At 71.1% G+C, this 18,476-nt stretch carries 16 protein-coding genes; 14 read left to right on the forward strand and 2 right to left on the reverse strand.

Annotated elements, in window-relative coordinates; all coding sequences use genetic code 11:
- Positions 1-96: 96 nt before the first annotated feature.
- The 14 genes from C665_RS01975 to C665_RS02040 all read left to right on the forward strand — a co-directional run bounded on the left by C665_RS01975 (position 97) and on the right by C665_RS02040 (position 16,912).
- Positions 97-366, forward strand: a complete 270-nt coding sequence (locus C665_RS01975; RefSeq protein WP_004298679.1) for a hypothetical protein — start codon at positions 97-99, stop codon at positions 364-366.
- A gap of 29 nt (positions 367-395) precedes the next feature.
- A complete protein-coding gene (locus C665_RS01980; protein ID WP_004298681.1) occupies positions 396-1,820 on the forward strand; it encodes a Tad domain-containing protein in 1,425 nt (474 codons plus the stop codon).
- Positions 1,817-2,587, forward strand: coding sequence for a hypothetical protein (locus C665_RS01985; protein ID WP_004298684.1), 771 nt, complete (start codon positions 1,817-1,819; stop codon positions 2,585-2,587). Before C665_RS01980 ends, C665_RS01985 begins: the two co-directional genes overlap by 4 nt.
- A 2-nt stretch (positions 2,588-2,589) precedes the next feature.
- Positions 2,590-3,372, forward strand: coding sequence for a hypothetical protein (locus C665_RS01990; RefSeq protein WP_012585612.1), 783 nt, complete (start codon positions 2,590-2,592; stop codon positions 3,370-3,372).
- A complete protein-coding gene (locus C665_RS01995) occupies positions 3,369-3,548 on the forward strand; it encodes a hypothetical protein (RefSeq protein ID WP_004298692.1) in 180 nt (59 codons plus the stop codon). The genes C665_RS01990 and C665_RS01995 overlap by 4 nt, the downstream gene beginning before the upstream one ends.
- A 7-nt stretch (positions 3,549-3,555) precedes the next feature.
- Positions 3,556-4,416 carry a Flp pilus assembly protein CpaB gene (cpaB, locus tag C665_RS02000; RefSeq protein WP_004298695.1) on the forward strand — a complete coding sequence of 287 codons (861 nt, stop codon included), beginning with the start codon at positions 3,556-3,558 and terminating at the stop codon, positions 4,414-4,416.
- Positions 4,417-4,573: 157 nt separating this feature from the next.
- Positions 4,574-5,842 (forward strand): type II and III secretion system protein family protein, encoded by a 1,269-nt coding sequence (locus C665_RS02005; protein WP_004298699.1) that lies wholly within the window; start codon positions 4,574-4,576, stop codon positions 5,840-5,842.
- 12 nt (positions 5,843-5,854) lie between these two features.
- Positions 5,855-7,279, forward strand: a complete 1,425-nt coding sequence (locus C665_RS02010; protein ID WP_004298702.1) for a TadA family conjugal transfer-associated ATPase — start codon at positions 5,855-5,857, stop codon at positions 7,277-7,279.
- Positions 7,276-8,145 (forward strand): type II secretion system F family protein, encoded by an 870-nt coding sequence (locus C665_RS02015; protein ID WP_004298704.1) that lies wholly within the window; start codon positions 7,276-7,278, stop codon positions 8,143-8,145. The genes C665_RS02010 and C665_RS02015 overlap by 4 nt, the downstream gene beginning before the upstream one ends.
- Positions 8,142-9,047 carry a type II secretion system F family protein gene (locus tag C665_RS02020; RefSeq protein ID WP_004298709.1) on the forward strand — a complete coding sequence of 302 codons (906 nt, stop codon included), beginning with the start codon at positions 8,142-8,144 and terminating at the stop codon, positions 9,045-9,047. The genes C665_RS02015 and C665_RS02020 overlap by 4 nt, the downstream gene beginning before the upstream one ends.
- 2 nt (positions 9,048-9,049) lie before the next feature.
- Positions 9,050-9,376 carry a DUF192 domain-containing protein gene (locus tag C665_RS02025; RefSeq protein ID WP_012585617.1) on the forward strand — a complete coding sequence of 109 codons (327 nt, stop codon included), beginning with the start codon at positions 9,050-9,052 and terminating at the stop codon, positions 9,374-9,376.
- Positions 9,373-10,392 carry a TadE/TadG family type IV pilus assembly protein gene (locus tag C665_RS02030; protein WP_004298715.1) on the forward strand — a complete coding sequence of 340 codons (1,020 nt, stop codon included), beginning with the start codon at positions 9,373-9,375 and terminating at the stop codon, positions 10,390-10,392. Before C665_RS02025 ends, C665_RS02030 begins: the two co-directional genes overlap by 4 nt.
- 257 nt (positions 10,393-10,649) lie before the next feature.
- Positions 10,650-16,208 (forward strand): RHS repeat-associated core domain-containing protein, encoded by a 5,559-nt coding sequence (locus tag C665_RS02035; RefSeq protein WP_245537122.1) that lies wholly within the window; start codon positions 10,650-10,652, stop codon positions 16,206-16,208.
- Between the two features lie 140 nt (positions 16,209-16,348).
- Entirely contained in the window at positions 16,349-16,912 is a 564-nt protein-coding gene (locus tag C665_RS02040) for a hypothetical protein (RefSeq protein ID WP_245537123.1), read from the forward strand.
- Positions 16,913-16,962: 50 nt separating this feature from the next.
- Here the strand turns inward: C665_RS02040 and C665_RS02045 are convergent, their stop codons facing one another.
- Positions 16,963-17,901: a DMT family transporter gene (locus C665_RS02045; RefSeq protein WP_004298724.1), complete on the reverse strand. Its 939-nt coding sequence runs from the start codon at positions 17,899-17,901 to the stop codon at positions 16,963-16,965.
- Positions 17,902-17,966: 65 nt separating this feature from the next.
- The coding region (locus tag C665_RS02050; protein WP_004298727.1) for a Rossmann-like domain-containing protein at positions 17,967-18,476 on the reverse strand (510 nt) is incomplete at its 5' end.

Raw genomic sequence — 18,476 nt, forward strand, 5'->3', positions numbered from 1 at the left:
CCTCCCGAGGACCTCGAACAGAGAATCTTATTTGCATATTGACGACACCATTCCCGTTTGTCATTATCCGCTCATCATCAACCCGGAGGATCGATCATGGCGGCAGGCAGAAGGATCCAGTGGCAGCGCGGTCAGGGCATGACCGAGTACATCATCATCGTGGCCCTGATCGCGGTCGCCGCGATCGCCGTGTATCAGTACTTCGGCCAGACGGTGCGCAACCAGACCGCGGCGATCGCCACGGAGATCGCCGGCAAGGACGGCGGCACCGCCAAGAGCGCCGCACAAACCGCGGCCGGCAAGGCTGCGACGGAGGCCAACACCGCCCGCACGCTCGACACCTACACCGGCAACGCGGGCCGCTGAGCCTGTCCGAACCGCCCGCACCGGTTGCCATGGCCGCCACCCCGCGTCCCGGCGTCGCGCAGCGCCCGCAACGAGCCGACCGCCAGCACGGCCAGGCTCTCGTCCTCGGTCTCTTCCTCGTCTTTGCCACCCTCGCGGTCCTGCTGCTGATGTTCAACACCGGCAGGGTGGTCGACGAAAAGATGCGCCTCACCAACGCCGCCGACGCCACCGCCTGGAGCGTGGCCACACTCGAGGCGCGCGCGCTCAACTACGACGCCTACACCAATCGAGCGATCGTCGCCAACGAGGTCGCGATCGCGCAGGCGATCAGCCTGATCTCGTGGATGCACTACTTCGAGACGGCGGTCGAAAACGCTCCGAACCTGAACCAGGTCGCCGCGAGCTGGCTGTACAAGCCCGGCGAGTATCCGCGCCTCCTTCAATTGCTCGCCGGGGTCAATGGCACGTCCTATCTGGATGTCGGGAGCGGCGGTTCGCTGCGGGCGATCGTGGAGGGCCTGGATATCGGGCTGGGTACCATCGCCACCGCCCACGACGCGGTCGCGAACGCACTCTCGCTCTCGCAGCGCGTCATGCACGCGAGCCTGGACACGGGCATCGCCCAGGCCGGTTTCGCGAACGACTTCGTGCGTCGGATCGATCCCGAAATGCGAGCGTCGATCAACCCGATCAGCCACGGGTTCCGCAATCTCACCCGCACGATGGCGAAGGACTCCGCGCAAGGCGATGCGCGCCAACGGATCGCCGACGTGACGCTACGCTCGCGCGACGCATTCACCCGCGAGCGCGTCTGGTCGATCCGCGGCTTGAACCTCCCGCCATTGCAACGCAAGGTCGAACTCAAGCGACGCGGCGGCACCGAGCTGATCGGTTACGACGAATGGCGCGCGCTCGACACGCTCGAACACCAGGGCCAGCGGATGAAACGCTGGCGCTGGCGCTGGCGTCGCACGCCGCTCGCCTGGGGCGGTGCCGGCTTTACGGGCGATGAGGGTGCCGATGCCCGGCGTGGCGATCACGGCGACACCTACACGAGCAATCCGATCACGACGCTGAACCGGGCCGAGCCCGCGATCGTCGATGCGGGGGCCGCGCACTTCGGCGGGCTGCCGGAGACACGCGAGCTGCGCGACCTTTCGCCCGCCGCAGAGCACCGCTCCGGCGTGACCGTCCACGTTGCCAAGGCACGGGAAAGACTGCGCGGTTCGGGGGGCATCGGCAGCGTGCAACCGCAGGGAAACCTGCGTGCATTCGAAGCGACCGCGCCGGGCGGCCACCTCGCCGCGATGGCGCGCGCCGAGGTGTTCTTCGAGCGTCCCGCCGCGCGCAGCGACAACAAGACCGAGCGGGCAAGTCTGTACAGCCCCTACTGGCAGGCCAGGCTCGCCGCCGTCACCCCGACGGACCGCGCCTGGGCCGCCGGACGGCAGGACGGGATGGCGCTGCCATGAAGCCCTGCCACCCCCTCCTCCCGGCTGCGCGCGCAGCGCAAGGCGGCCAGTCGACAACCGAGTTCCTCGTGCTCGCGCTGGTCCTGGTCCCGCTCTTCCTGAGCCTGCCGCTGCTCGGCAAGTACCTCGACCTCGCCCACGCGACCGAGCAGGCGGCACGTTACGTGGCCTTCGAGACCTCGATCGTGGGCCCTGCCCGGCAGCCCCCCACGGCCGCAGCCCTGGCCGCGCAGGTCCGCGAGCGCATCTTCTCCACAAGCGGAGCGCCGATCCTCAGCGGTGCCGGCAACGCGTCCGCGACGGAGCATCCGGCCAACCCCTTGTGGATCGATCATCGCGGGGAACACCTGCTCGCCGACCCGGCCAGCCGGATCGGGGTCGATCTCGCGGCGCACGCCAACGCGGCACCGGCCTCCGCGCTGCTCGCCGGCCCGCACGGCCTCGACCTGCCGGCCGGCTCCGAACACACCGGGACGATCCACGTGTCGCCGCGCGACGTTGCCGGCCTGCCCCCCTTCGACACCCTCGGACTGTCGATCCGCCGCCACCAGGTCCTGCTCGGTCACAACTGGTCGGCGGCCGGATCGACCGACTACGCCCGCCGCATCGAAGACGCCGGCCCGCTCGCCTACCCGATCCGGCCGCTGGCGCTGATCGGGAATACGGTCGGGCGCCTCCTGCCGCCGCTGGTGCTCGACAAGGCGATCGAGGTCGGGCGCGTGCACGCCGAGATCCTGCCTTGCGACCGTCTCGAACAAGGGTGCTGACCATGCCCGCACACCCCGCCCCGCGCCTCCCGACTTCGCGCCACACGACTCCTGCCCTCCATCCCCGGCCTCGTCCGGACGGACGTGGTCGCGGCGCGCGCGCAGGCCTGTCGATCGCCTTCGCGCTGCTGGTCGGTTCCCACGCCGAGGCCGCCCTGCCCGAACCCTTGCCGCCCCTCGCCGGAGCCCGTATCACGCCGGTGCTCGACAACGCCCGCGTCCATGGCGTACCGACCCGGATCCGCCGGTTCGAGGCGCGAACCGCGACAGCCAGCGTGCGCGCCTTCTACGAGGGAGCGGTCGAGGGCACGCCCCTGAGCTCGCGCATCGACGGCTGGGAAGTGCTGTCCTGGAAGCACGGCGCGGCCTTGCGCACCTTGCGCCTGCGTCCATGCCGTACGGCGCCGGCCGCCTGCACCGAAGGCACCCTGTCCGAGTCCGATCTCTCGCGCGATCCGGCGCCATCCTCGCCAGCTCCGGGCCGCCCGGCGGACAGCCTGCTCAGCACCGACCTGGAAACGAACGATGCCGGCCGGCATGCACGCATCCTCGTCTGGCATGACGAATCCTCGCCCTCCTGGGCCGCGGCGCGCCTGGTCCGCGAGCTCTCGGCCCAGGGCCTCGCGCTCGAGCGTCGTGCGCCGGTCTCCCGGCCCGGCCTGGAGGGCGTGGGGCTGTGGTTCGGCGCCCGGGGCCGCGAGGCGGTTGCGACCATCGTCCGCCACGGCAGCGGGACCACGGTGACGCTGCAGATGATCGACCACGGCGCACGGAGCGGGCGATGAAGCGGATCCGGCGCCTCCGCGGCCAGGCGATGCATGAATACCTGGTCATCCTCGCCATCGTGCTCGGCGTCTTCGGCCTTCCGGCCTTCGACGGCAAGCCGCTCCTCGTCTTCTTCGCCGAAGCCGTGGCCACCGGCTTCGCGCGTTTTCTCGCCAGCATTTCACTGCCGTTGTGATCCACCCATGCTCAAGAGAGTCCCCCGCAACCTCATCATCCTGGCCGTCGCCTCCCTCTTCGGCCTTGGCGCCGCGTGGCTCGCCGCACGCTACCTGGAGGAGCGCGCCACCGAGATCGAACTGCGCCAGCAAGGGCAGATGGGCCATGCGGTGGTCGCCAAGACGGACCTCGCGGTCGGGACCCCCCTCACCCGCGACCTCGTCGCCGTGCGCGAAGTGCCGGTCGAGTGGCTGCACTCGAGCGCGATCACCCCGGAGCAGTTCGAGCGCGCGGCAGGTGCGGTGCTCGCCCAGCCGGCTCGCGGTGGCGAGCCTCTGGTGTGGTCGCAGCTCGAAGAGCGGCGACCCGCCACCCTCTCCGCGCAGCTCGCCCCGGGTCGGCGCGCCACCACGATTCCGGTCGACGAGACCAGCTCGCTCTCCGGCCTGCTGCGCCCGGGCGACCGCATCGACCTGCTCGCGACCGTGCAGCGCGACCACCATCACCTGACCCTGCCCCTGCTCCAGGGCGTACGCGTGCTCGCGACCGGGAGCCGCACCCGGCCCGGCGAGGACGATGGCGCGGGCGACCTCCTGGGTGGAAGCTTCGGCACCCTGACCCTGGATCTCTCCGAGGAGGAGGCGACCCGGCTCGTCGCCGCACGCGCACTCGCCCGCCTGACCGCGGTGCTCCGCCATCCTCGGGACACAAGAACGGCTCCGCTGCAGCGGACCGACGCGCTCGCGCTGCTCGGCCTCGCACCGCCAGCCCGCGAAGCGGGCGTACCGGTCATCTACGGCGGCATCGAGAACCCCGCGCTCGTCCCCACCCCGTCCCCCCTTACCCGCCCCACCCCGCGCGCCGAGCCTGCCCATGACCCGGACTGACCCGATCTCCCCGCCGGCGCGCCGGCGGGCGCTCCCTCCCCTCGTGTGCGCAATCCTGATCCTGGGCCTGCCCGGCCCGAGCCGCGCCGCTCCGCCCGCAAGCGCCGCGCCGCCGGAACCTGGGCGCGCAGCGCTCGCGGTCGTCCACGAGATCCAGATGTTCGCCGGCGAAACCCGGGTGCTGCCGCAGCGCGACGCGCAGCGCCTCGCCGTCGGCGACGCCAAGGTGCTCTCCGCGGCCGTGCTCGACGACCGCGAGATCCTGTTGATCGCCAACGGCCCGGGCGACACCATGCTGCAGGTGTGGACCCGCTCGGGCCGCAGCCAGCGCATCAAGATCACCGTCCGCCAGACCGACACCGCCCGCATCGCACGCGACCTGCAGGGCTTCCTGCACGACGTCCCGCGGCTGCGCACGCGCACCATCGGCGACAACGTGGTCATCGAGGGCGAGGGCCTGAGCGACGCCGAACGCGACAAGGTCACCGAGCTCGCCAAGCGTTTCCCGCAGCTCATCGACTTCACCAGCCGCGTCGGGCTCGACCGCATGTTCGCCTTCGACGTGCGCTTCGTGGAGATCAGCCGCAGCGGCCTGCGCGACCTCGGCATCGACTGGACCACGCAGGGCAAGCCGCTGCTCGGGATCGGCGTGATCGGCGACCTGTACCACGACAACCGCACCGGGGCGACCGTGACGCGCACGCTCGGCAGCGGCGAACTGAGCTCCGAGGTCGAGATCGAGGCGAACCGCGTCTCGCCCTTCGCCGCCAACGTGGCCCTGGTCGGCAGCTTCTTCGGCCGCCTCAACCTGCTCGCGCAGAAGGGCGACGCGGTCATCCTCGCCTCGCCGCGACTCTCGGCGCGCAACCGCGGCGAAGCGAGCTTCCTCGCCGGCGGTGAAATCCCCGTCCCGGTCGCCTCCGCCACCGGGACGCCGAGCGTGACGTTCAAGGAATACGGCATCCGCCTCAACATCCTCGAACCGGTCGCCGACGCCGCCGGAACGATCCGCGCGCGCATCCGCACCGAAGTCAGCTCGCTCGACCGCAGCGTCGCCGCCCAGGGCGTTCCCGGCCTGCTCTCGCGCCGAACCGAGACCGAGTTCAACCTGCGCAACGGCGAGACCCTGGTGCTCTCCGGGGTGCTGCAGCGCGAACAGCAGAGCGACGAGAATGCGCTCCCGCATTTGGGTGAGCTCCCGGTAATCGGTCGACTGTTCCGGTCCACCCGGTTCAACAGCCGCGAAAGCGAACTCGTGGTCTTCGTCACCCCCTGGCTGCTCGAGCCCGGCGAAGGCCTTCTGGATCCGCGCGCGCAACTGCTCGAACGCCGTGCCGAGCAGGCCCTCGCCCCCGCGCCCGAACCCTCGCCGGCGCTGCGCGAGCCCGCGGATCCCGCGTGGAACGCCCTCTACGGCGGCAACTGACCGGAGCCCTGCATGTTTTTCCGCACCGCACGCAAACCGCCCGAAGACTCGTCCACCACCCTGGCCGCAGCGGCGGATACGCCGGCCGCAACGCCCGCGCCCGTACCCGAGCCTCCGTTCCGCCCGGGCTTCGAACCACTCCCGGCAGCTGCCGAAGCAAACGCGGATTTCACCTGGCGCAAACGCATCCACGAACGCCTGCTCGACACCATCGACCTGCGCCGGCGCGATCTCAACCGCATGTCGGACGACGAGTTGCGCGCCGAGACCACCGCGCTCGTACGCGAGATCATCGCCGCCGAGGCCGCGCTTCCAGGCGGGCTCGACCGCGAACAGCTGTGCAGCGAGGTGCTCGACGAGGCCATCGGCCTCGGACCGCTCGAGACCCTGCTCACCGACGAGTCGGTGAGCGAGATCATGGTCAATCGCTTCGACCAGATCTTCGTCGAACGTGGCGGCCGCATCGCGCCGCACCCCACCACCTTCACCAGCGACCGCGCGGTGCTCGGCGTCATCGAGCGCATCGTCGCGCCGCTCGGCCGCCGCATCGACGAATCCTCGCCGATGGTCGATGCCCGGCTGCGCGACGGCTCGCGGGTCAATGCGATCATCCCGCCGCTCGCCCTCAAGGGCCCGACGCTCACCATCCGCAAGTTCGCGCGTCGGGCGCTCGAGGTCGCTGACCTCGTCCGCATGGGTTCGCTCTCGCACGAGATGGCCGCATTCCTGCGCACCTGCGTCGAGCAGCGGCGCAACATCGTGGTCTCCGGCGGCACCGGCTCGGGCAAGACCACCTTCCTCAACCTGCTGTCGAACTTCATCCCCGACGGCGAACGCATCCTCACCATCGAGGACGCCGCCGAGCTGCGCCTGCGCCACAGCCACCTGGTCAGCCTGGAGGCGCGCCCGTCCAACCTGGAAGGACGCGGCGCGATCAGCATCCGCGACCTCGTGCGCAACGCGTTGCGCATGCGCCCCGACCGCATCGTGGTGGGCGAATGCCGCGGCGGCGAGGCGCTCGACATGCTGCAGGCGATGAACACCGGCCACGAGGGCTCGATGACGACCCTGCACGCGAACAGCCCGCGCGATGCGCTCGCCCGCCTCGAGACGCTCGTCCTGATGGCCGGCATGGATCTCCCGCTGGCCGCAATCCGCGAGCAGATCGCCAGCGCGGTGGACATCATCGTCCAGCAGACCCGCTTCGCCTGCGGCGCGCGCCGGCTCACCAGCATCACCGAGCTCACCGGCATGGAGGGCGGACGCATCCAGCTGCAGGAACTCTTCCGCTTCGAGCGCCGCACCGCCGATTCCCCCACCGCCGACCCGAGCGGCGGCCACTTCACTGGCTGCGATGCCGTGCCGGGCTTCTACGACGAACTGCGTCGCCAAGGGGTCGCGCTCGACCTGCACCTGTTCGACCGGAAGCGCTCATGAGTGCCCTGGCTTCGTCACCCGCCGTGCTGCTGGCCACGCTCGCCTTCGGCCTCGCCTCCGCCCTGCTCGCCTGGTCGGCAATGCGCATCGCGGGCAATGCGCTCGCACGCTACCGCGAACGCTTCACCGCCGAGGCCCACCTGCAGCTCGAAGAACTCTTCCTGTTCATGGACCCGGCGCGACTCTTCGTCCTGAACCTCCTCGCGGTCACCGTCGGCGGCATCGGCAGCTGGCTCGCCAGCGGCGAGGTGCTGATCGCACTCGCCAGCGCGGGTGCGCTCGCCCTGCTACCGCGTCTTGCCTTCGGACTGCTGCGCCGGCGCCGGCTCGACCTCATCGAACAGCAGCTGCCCGACGCGCTGCAGGTGATCGCCGGCGGCCTGCGCGCGGGGGTTTCGATGACGGTGGCGCTGCAGCAACTCGTCCGCGAAGGGCGCCCGCCGATCGCCCAGGAGTTCGACCTCACCCTGCGCGAGCACCGCCTCGGCATTCCGCTCGACGAGGCGCTCGACCATCTCGCCGCACGCGTGCGCATGCCCTCGCTGACCCTCGTGATCGCCGCGATGCGGATCGCCAACGAGACCGGCGGCAGCCTGGCCGAAGCGCTCGAACGCGCGGCGCTGACCGTACGCAGCCAGCTCGCGATGGAAGGCAAGATCGGCGCCCTCACCGCACAGGGCAAGCTTCAGGCGGTGGTGGTCGGCATGCTGCCGCTGGCGCTGCTGCTGGTGCTCGACCGCATGGAACCGGAGGCGATGGGCTTCCTGTGGCACTCGCCGCCCGGCTGGGCGACGCTGGCGGTGATCGCCACGCTCGAGGTGCTCGGCGTGCTGCTGATCCGGCGCATCGTGGCGATCGACGTATGAGCTCCGCGCACTTGCTTGTGCTCGACGAACGCACGGTGATCGCGGCGGTGGCCCTGCTCGCCGGTCTCGGCAGCGCCGGCATCGTCGCCGCGCTGGCCCGCAGCGTCAGCGCAGTCCGGCCCGAGGACCGCACCTGGCTCGACACGCCACCGCGCTTCCTGCGCCTGCTGTGGTGGCCCACGCGCTGGATCGCGCACCTGGTCGCACCGCTGCTGCCGGCGCGGCTGCAGGCACGGCTGGCCGTGCGACTGCGCCTTGCCGGACTCGACTACACGCTCTCTCCGGCGCAGCTGCTCGCACACCGGGTCGCCGTCGGGCTGTGCGGGCTGGCCGCCGGCCTCGGGTGTGCCCACGCATGGGCACTTCCTCCGGCGCTTCCCGCGCTGGCGGGCGCCACCGCCGGCACACTGATCGCGTGGTCCTGGCTGGACGATCGCATCCGCTGCCGACGCCGGCTGATGCTCAAGCAGCTCCCCTTCGTGCTCGACCTCATCACCCTGTGCGTCGAGGCCGGCCTCAACCTCACCGGGGCACTCCAGCAGGCGGCCGCAAAAGGCCCTGCCGGACCGCTCGGCGAAGAACTGCACCGCGTGCTGCGCGACGTGCGTGCGGGCAAGTCGCGCGCCGACGCGCTGCGCGGTTTCGCCGACCGCATCGGCGAACCGGCGATCGCGAACCTGGTCTCCACGGTCATTCAGGCCGAGAACATGGGCATGAGCCTGGGCCCGATGCTGCGCGCGCAGGGCGAACAACGCCGCGCGGAGCGCTTCGCCCGCGCCGAGAAGGCGGCGATGGAAGCGCCCGTGAAGATGCTGCTCCCACTGATCGCCTGCATCTTCCCCTGCACCTTCATCGTGCTCGGCTTTCCGATCGCGGTGAAGTTCATGACCATGGGGCTGTGAGCATGCGCGTCCTTGTCGCCCGCAGCTTCCTGCAACGCGCCCGCGGCCTGCTCGGACGCACGCACCTCGCCGCCGACGAGGCCTTGCTGCTTCGTCCATGCTCGTCGGTCCACACCTTCGGCATGTGCTTCGCCATCGACGTGGTGTTCATCGACCCGCAAGGCGTCGTTGTCGCGGTGCGCGAGGCGCTCGGCCCGTGGCGTTTCGCGCGTTGCCGCGGCGCCGCCGCCGTGCTCGAGATGGCGGCCGGCGCCGCGAGACGGGCGGGACTCGTCCCCGGCACGCATCTCAGGCTGGCTTCCACCTTGTCGGTGGTAGTGCGCGCATGATGAATCCCGCCCATCCGCTGCCGCCGGCGCGGCGGCCTCTTCCACGGCTTCTTCCACGGCCTTGGCGCCACCGCCAGCGGGGCGCCGGCGCGGCCGAGTTCGTCATCGTCGCCCCGGCCCTGCTCGCGCTCACACTGGCGATGCTGCAGACCGGGCTCGCCTTCCATGCCCGCAGCATCGTCAATTACGCCAGCTTCGAGGCCGCGCGCGCCGGAAGCATCGCCAACGCCGGACTGGCGAGCATGCGCCTGGCCTTCGCGCGCGCGATGACCCCCTATTACGGCGGCGGTCGCAACCTGGCCGAGCTCGCCGACGCCTTCGCCGCGGCACAGATCGATCTCGCCGCCGCCCTGCGCATCGAGATCGTCTCCCCCACCCGCGAGAGCTTCGACGACTACCACAGCCTGGCGGCCGCGCGCCGCCTGCAGACCACGGCGCGGGTGATTCCGTCCGCGCAGCCGGGCGTGCTCGGCTGCCCGGCGGACCGCGCGAACTGCAACGCCGATCCGGCAAGCAACCGCTCGGGCCAGACACTCGCCGACGCCAACCTGCTCAAGCTGCGCGTCACCTGGGGGCTGCCGCCGGCCAAGCAGGTTCCCCTCGCCGGACGATTCTTCACCTGGGCCCTGCGCATGCTCGATCCGGACGACGACGACGCCTTCCGCCGCGGCCTGGTGGAGGCCGGCCGCATCCCGATGGTGAGCCAGGTCACGCTGCGCATGCAGTCCGACGCGATCGAGAACGAGGCGATGCGGCCCCGTACGGCGGGAAGCGCCACCCCCCCAGCCGCCGATTCGACGCCCCTGCCCGGCTGCACCCCCACGGCCCCTCTGTGCACGCCCGAACCTGCGACCGCGGACACTGCACCCGAGGCGGCGGACCCGACCGGGGAAGACGGTACGCCGGCTGGCGACGGCAGCGGATCCGACGGTGAGCCGGGGCCGGGAACCGACAGCGGCGACGAAACCGAGGACGCGGAGGACGCCGAGGACGCGGAGGAGGAACCCGAGTGCTGAACGCTGCCCCCACGCTGTCATGCGATACCCCCGCGGCCTTGTACCGCCGGACCACTCCGGCGCGGCGGCAACCGATGCGCAGCTCGTCCGCATGCCTGCAGCCGCCAGCCGGTCCGCTGCACCATGCGATGCGGGCGGGTGCCGCACTGCTGGCGGCGCTCTGTATCACGGCGCTCCCCGGGGTAGCGGCCGAGACCTCGGCGGCGCAATCCGGCGCCGCGGATCACGGCATCCAGCAGAGCGGGTGCGGAATCACGATGAGCTGTGCACCGGACTCTGCGCAGGACGGCCCCTCGGCGCCAGAGCCCCCCGCAGCGGGGCAATGCGTCTCCAACAACGCGGGCAACCCCTGCGGCAGCGCCAGCGGCCCGGCCAGCCAGGGTTCCACCACCGGCCAGGACGTCGGCGCGGGAAACCCGATCGACGTCCTCTCGGGCAACAAGTACCAACAGGAGGTCGATCTTCCGGCGCTGCCAGGCATCCTCGGCCTCGAGATCGTCCGCCACTACAACAGCCGACGTGCGCGCCCGGGCGACATCGGGGCGCTCGGCAGCGGCTGGAGACTGTCCTACGAAACGCGCCTGAACATCCGCGACGATCGCCTCGAAATCCTCCAGGCCGACGGCGCGCGGGTAATCTTCGCGCGCCGGCCCGGTGAGCCGCAGCGCTGCGCCAGCCGCGACCCCAGCCGCGGCGAGATCCTGCTCCGGCACCGCCCCGGCGGCGGCGACGAATATCTCTGGCGCTGGCCCGACGGCCGCAGCCTGCTGTTCGACAGCGCCGGCCACCTGGTGCAGATCCTCGTTGCGAGCGGCGAGTTCGTCTCACTGCGCCACGATGCCGCCGGCCGGCTGCTGCAGGTCACCGACCCGCAGGGCCGCAGCCTGCAAGTTCACTACCACGCGCCCGGCAGCGGCATCGACGGCATCACCCACATCGACAGTCCGCTCGGACGCTTCTCGTATGCGCAGGAACGCGTCGCGCTTCCCGCGCGGACGGACGCAGGCACGCAGCCTGGGCGCTCCGTCCACGCTCCGCAACGCCCGGGCTCTGCCGGCCCGAGCCGCCCCCTGCAGCGCGGCGCTCCCGCCGGAAAGGCCGCTGCACCCGCGGTCACCGCGGCGCGCCTGCTCCGTGTCGACTACCCCGGCGCACCGGCTGCGCAGACCGGCGGAGCCGCCGCGCGCGAATATCACTACGAGGACCCGCGCCATCCGGTCGCGCTCACCGGCATCAGCGTGCTCGCGCGTCAGCCCGCAGGCCCGCCCGTGCCCGAACGCATCGCCAGCTACGCCTACGACCACGCCGGGCGCGGCATCCGCTCGGTGCGTGGCGCGCTGCCGGCAGGCGGTGAAAGCGGCCCCGAGGACGTGCGCCTCGACTATCCCGAACGCGGCCGCAGCGTGCTCACCAACAGCCTCGGCCAGCGCACCACCTACCTTGGCGCGGTGATCGCCGGCCAGCGCCGCCTGCTCGAAGCGCGCGGCCCGGGCTGCGCGCGCTGCGGCCCCACCGACGTCCGCTACCGCTACACGCCCGACGGCCGACTGAGCGCCATCACGACCCTGGACGCCGAGGGCAGGCCGCGCCTTTCCACCCAGCACCGTTTCGACGCCCGCGGGCGCCTCGCCGAGACCCTCGGTGCCGATCTCTCCGGCGCCCGGCCGCGCCTGCTCGACCGCACGCGCTACGAATATCCCGACACGCCGGCAACCACGCTCGCCGACACGGACCGTGCAGCGCAACGCACCGAGCCCGCCGCGACGACGCCTCCGCGCGCGATCATCCGCCCGAGCGTCGTCCCCGGCCGCGAGCACCGCATCGAGCTGCGCTACAACGCGACCGGCCAGCCCATCGAACTGCGCGAGTCCGGTTTCAGCCCGATCGACGCCGAAGGCCGGCCGGATCCCGTACCGATCGAACGCCGCGTCACCTGGCGCTACGCCACGATCAACGGTCGCAGCGTGCTTGCCGAGCTCGACGGCCCGCTCCCCGACGGAGCGGACGCCAGCCCGCTCGACAGCGACCTCGTCCGCCTGCACTGGGACGAACGCGGCAGCTTCATTCGCGCGCTGGAAGGTCCCGGCGGCCAGCGCAGCGAGATCGAATCCGATCCGGCCACCGGCCTGCCGCGGCGGGTGCGCGATGCCGAAGGTCACGAGACCCACTTGCGCCACGACTCCGCCGGCCAGCTGATCCGGTGGCGCAGCCGCAGCGCGGGTGAGGCGGCAGATCGCATCCACGCTGCCGAATACGATGCCCTCGGCCAACTCGTCGAGCTGCGCTCCGGAGAGGATGAAGAGCGCCTGCATCCGCGCTGGCGGCGCGCCTTCGATGCCGCCGGCCGCCTGCAGTGGCACGCCGACGCGCTCGGCATCCTGCGGACCTGGGCCTACGACCACGAGAGCCGCGTCGTCGAGACCGGGCTGCGCAGCGCCAGCCGGCTGCTGCGGCGCCGCTGGCGTTACGACGAGCACGGACGCCTCGCCGCGATCGACGACGACACCGGCTTCACCCGCAGCCTGCGCCACGACGTCGCAGGCCGGATCGTCGGCCTCCTGGACAGTCACGGTCGCGAGCTGCTGCCGCCCGCGCGCCACCCCGACGGCGGATCCGCGCCGGCAGCACCCCCTGCCCACCCACGCATCCTGAAGGACGACTTCGGACGCCCCGTCCTCGAACGCAGTCCCGACGCCGGAGCGCGCTGGCGCAGTTTCGATGCCGCGGGGCGCCTTGTCGCCATGGGCGACGCCCTCGGCCACCGCGCGCGCTACACCTGGGACCCGCGCGGCCGCATCCTCGCCCAGGAGATCACCGACGGGCGCAACGGCAGCACCGAGACCACCCGCTGGCGCTACGACGGCTCCCGCCTGCTCGAAGTCGATCACCCCAATGGGCGCGAACGCTACGAGTACGACCAGCGCGGCTTGCGCAGCGCGCGCATCGTGAGCCTGAAGCGCGACGGCGGCGAGCTCGTCGTGGTCACGCGCTACGAGTACGACGCCGAGAGGCATCTTGTCGCCACCACCCTGCCTGACGGCAGTCGCCTGCGCTACGAGCGCAACGGCCAGGGCCAGGTCGTCGCGCTGAAGCGCCAGCCGGTGGCCACGCCCTGGCTGCGCGCGCTGGCGCGCGAACAGGTCATCGCCAGCGCGTTCCAGCGCGATCTCTTCGGCCTGCGTGGCTTCCGGGCCGGCAACGGCATGCGTACGTTGCACGAGCGCACGCGCACCGGCACCTTGGTCCGCGTCGTTCATCTGCGCGCCGACGAGCGCGGCGCACCGGTCCGTAATGCACGTGCGCTGCTGCCGATCGCACTTGGCCAGCCCCTGGCCACGCGCATCGAACGCTTGTTCGGCATTTCCGCGGCCCACGCCGCGCAGGCAAACACCGATGCGGACGTCACCCAGCCGGTGGAGGCAGCAGATGGCCAAGCCCTCGAAGGTGCGTTACCACGGCTGCAGGAGACTGTCGCGTCCGCCGACGCCATCCTGCTCGACTACCAGTACGTCTGGGACCCGGAAGGCAACCTCCTGCACGCGCGCCGGCGCGAGCCCGGAGGCCCGCTGCCCTCGACGCGCCGCAGCCAGGCCTACGACCTTCGCAACCAGCTCGTGGCCAGCGTCGAATGGCGGGACGACGGCGACGTGCTGGCCGAAACCGCCGTGTGGCGTTACGCCTACGATCGCCACCAGCGCCGCGTCCTTGCCCAGGAAGGCGCCGTGTCGCAGCAGGAGCTCGCCGGCCACACCCGCCCGACCCACTTCGCACCGGGCAGCCACCGTGCCTTGTCCTCGAGCCCACGCGCAGCGAACGTGCCGGCGCGGGCCGCCGCGAGCCGACCGCACGAGGCCGCCACGCCCGGTCACCACGACGCCAGCGGCCAGCCCGAACGCTTCGGCGCGCGCAGCCTGCGATGGGACGCACTCGGCCGCCTGGTCGAGGTGCACGCAGGCGATCGCAGCATCGCCCGCTACGCCTACGACCACCGCGGCCTGCGCATCGAGCGCACGCGCTTCGATCCCGCAATGGTCGCGCCCACCACGACCCACACCGTGTACGACGACGCCCGCCAACCCCTCGCAGAGCTGGACGCCGACGGCAGATTGATCCGCCAGTATCTGTGGCTCGCCGACCTGCCCCTCGCCGTGCTCGACACTCCGGCGCGCCCCGACAGCACAACCGACTCCGCGCGACGCATCCTCGCAGACCTCGGCCGCATCGCGCAAAGCTGGCTCGCCCCGCAGGCCGGCCTCGCCTGGCTGCACACCAACCACCTCGGCGCCCCCGAACTGGCCACCGACGCCGACGGCGAGCCGCTCTGGCGCGCGCGCCACGCCCCCTTCGGCGCCGCGACGGTCACCACCTCGCCCCGGCGTCCCGACTTCACCCTCGACCTGCGCCTGCCCGGCCAGGTCTTCGACGCCGAAACCGGCCTGCACTACAACCGCCGCCGCTACTACGCGCCGACCCTGGGCCAATACCTCACCCCCGACCCGCTCGGTACGCCGGACGGGCCGAACCCGTATGCGTATGCGGCTTTCAATCCGCTGCGGAACGTGGATCCGGATGGGCTGGTGCTGTTCGCGTTCGATGGGACGGGGAACAGCGACGACCTCAACGACCCGGCGATGGCGGGCAGCGGATTCAGCAATGTGGTGTATTTCTTTGACGCTTACACTGCCACCAAGCGCTATGTCAGTGGCGTCGGCACCGTGCATCACGACATCGACTACGGCGACATCCGCCCGGAAGACCACGCGACCGGCCGTCTGCTGTGGTGGCTGACACCGGGCGATCCGGTCCATGTGAACGACATGGGCGGCAACTACTCGGGGCCGGCACGGATCGGGCGGATGAGCCAATACCTGGACGACGAGGCCGAGCTCTTCAGTGACGACCGGGTAATGGACATCGACATCGTCGGCTTCAGCCGCGGCGCGGCCCAGGCGCGCGAGTTCGCCAACCGGATCGTCGCGAAGACGGTTCGCCATGAGGGCCAGGACTACTACCGCTACACGAACCGCCGCGGAGACTCTGCCTGTCAGGCGGTCGATTTCCGCTTCATGGGGCTCTTCGACACCGTGCTATCGACCAATTTCAGCGGCGAAGCGTATCGCCTCGGGATCCCGGAGGTCTTCGCCCATGTCGCGCAGGCGGTCGCGCTCAACGAGCACCGCTCGGACTCGATCACGGAGTTCGCCTATCGCAACCCGAAGCCGCACCGCATGCACTGGGGCGGCTTTCCGCTCGAGTCGATCGGCGCCAGCAGCGCTGCGCCCGGTCGCATCCGCATCGAGAAGGGTTTCATCGGCGCCCATGCGGACATCGGCGGGGGCTATCCCGACGCCGAGCAAGGCCTCTCGCGCGTCGCCCTCGATTGGATGGTCCGGCAGGCAGAGCTAGCAGGCGTCGACATGAAGGAGACTCCACGGATTCCGCGGGAGGATGTGCCCCTGCACGACCAGAGCAATGTGATCGAGATCGGCAACCCGCAACACAGCATCGTTCCACGCCCGACCGGGAACGGCGATCTGCCCCGGATCGATTACGTCTTCCCCGAGGACCGCGCGGTCAACGGCGCGGTGGCCGGAGATCGCCAGCGCCGCATGGCGTTCGACAACGGCAGCCTCACCCACGCCGACACCCTGCGCTACATCACCTGGCTCCCGCGCGACGCCACAAGGCGCGGCGACGGCTCCGCGCTCGACCCGCGCCGTCTCGGCGACGTCACCGGCACGGTGGATATGGCGAGCTACCTCGCCTGGCTCGGGCAGCCCGAGAACGGCTACACGACGACAAATGGAGGATTCTGATGCGACGACGCTTCCTGATCCGGCTCGCGGTGGCGGCCCTCGGCACGCACCTTATGGCGGCCTGTCGCGTGACCCCGCCGGCAGCCCCGCCCACCCCGCTCACCGAATCCCAGGCGCGCTACCTGGAGAGCCGGCAGCGCATGCTGCAACGCTTCGGCCGTCCCGGCTTCGAGTTGGTGGTCGATGCGGTGGCCGGACAGGAGTTCCTCGGCGTGGAGTTCTTCCCGGAGTATGCGAAACACTCCTTTTACCGGGCAGGCGGGCAGACCTTGCGATCGCAGGCCAAGATGATCCTCTCCCAACCGGTCCCCGAACGCGCCCGGATTCTCTGGCGAGACTCCGACAAGTTCGCTCCCGACGGACGCGCGGTCTACGCCGGCAACATCCTCGGCGACGAAACCATCGAAGTCGGCTCCCGCATCCCGCAGGAGATCATCGACGACCTCGAGCGCGACCCGCGCGGCAATCTGCGGCTCAAGTTCCGCATGAGCAAGGATGGCACGCTGTTCGGCTGGGATATCCAGCGCCGGCCGGGCTACGATCCGAACCTGCGCGACCCGCAAGGCCGGGACATCCACTTTCCCGCCGTCCACTCCTTCGCCGGGGGCGATTTCCGTGAGGCCGAAATCGTCAACGGCAAGGTCGTGCACAAGGGCTGGTACATCGAGCGCCGCACCGGCCGAAAGGTCGAGACGGACTATTGACGCGCGCGCGGTGAAGGCGCACGGGACCGACTGCACCGTCCCGCGCGGACTCACGCCGCCTGACGTCGCGTCGCCGCGCGGGTGCTCACCAGGATGCCGCCGACGATCAGCAGGAAGGCGATGCCGTGGTAGGGGCGCGGCCACTCGCCGATGACGGCGGCGGAGAACACCGCGGCGAAGAGCGGGGTGAGGTTGTAGAAGATGGCCGCGGTGGCCGGGCCGGCCTCGGCCACCGCCACGCCCCAGGAGCGGTAGGCGATGATCGAGGGGCCGACGGCGATATAGACGATGGCCGCGACCAGGCCCCACGACCACTGCGTGGGCCCGGACGGGAACACGACGTCGCCCGCCGCGGCTGCGGCCACCGCCCACAGCACGCCGAAGACGCACTGGGCGACCAGGAACTCGGCCCAGTTCCACTTCGGCCGCGCCTCGCCCGCCATGTGCGCGGGCGGGCGCGCGAGCAGCCAGCTGTAGCCGGTCCAGCCGAGCATGGCGAGCAGCATGAGCAGGTCGCCCTCGACGAACTCGATGCGCGCGATCGCGGCCGGGTCGCCGCGCGACAGCACCAGCGCCACCCCGACCAGGGAGAGCAGCGCGCCGAAGACCTGCACCGGGCGCGGGATGACGCGGTAGAACACGGCGCCGATCAGCATCATCCACACCGGCGCGCTGGAGGCGATCAGGGTGACGTTGAGCGGCGTGCTGGTGCGCAGCGCCATGTACTGCAGCGCGTTGTACGCGCCCACGCCGATCAGCCCGAGCACCGCGAGGTGGGCCCAGCGCGCGCGGATCTGCGCACGTGCCGCCGGCGTGCCGAGCGCGCGCCAGCCGAGCGGCAGCAGCAGCACGAAAGCGAGCATCCAGCGCACCGCGTTGAGCCAGAGCGGGTCCATGCTGCCGATGGCGAGGCGGCCGACGACCGCATTGCCCGCCCACAGCAGGGGCGGCAGGACGAGGAAGAAGACGAGTCGGGGAGTCAGGTGCATTTGGGGGGTCGATCTTTATTGTTTTGCGGGCAGCGTGGAGGCTGCCCGCACGCGAGGCCGCAACCTTAGCGGTTTTCCGACAGGCCTGGCCAGTCCGCCGCGCCGAGCGCGAACTTGTAGGCGAAGCCGCTCCAGGACTCGCCCCGGCGCAGGGCGTCGATGAAGCCGGCACGATCGGTGATCCAGCTCCCGCCCACCACGGTGACACCGCGGGCGAACAGCGGATCGGGCAGGCAGCCGGCGCTCGGGCCGATCAGCACGATGCGCCGCGCATTGCGGCAATGCGCGAGCATGTCGTCCACCGTGTGGTTGAGCAGGATGGTGCTGGTCGACAGCACCTTGTTGCAGTCTTCCAGCGCCGCGGCGTCGAGGGTGACGCGGTAGCCGTCGTAGTGGCCGGCATAGTCGGGGTTCAGCTCGATCACGGTGAGCTGCGCGCCGGCAGCGGTGACCTGCTTCAGCAGCGGGGTGAACAACCCCACCATGCCGACGTGGTCGCCCGCCTGCGGGTCGATGCCGCCGATCGAGTCGGTGGCGCGCGGCGGCGCGAAGCCGATGCGCTCCATCACCGTGCG

This window comes from Thauera aminoaromatica S2 (assembly GCF_000310185.1).
GTDB classification, from domain to species: domain Bacteria; phylum Pseudomonadota; class Gammaproteobacteria; order Burkholderiales; family Rhodocyclaceae; genus Thauera; species Thauera aminoaromatica.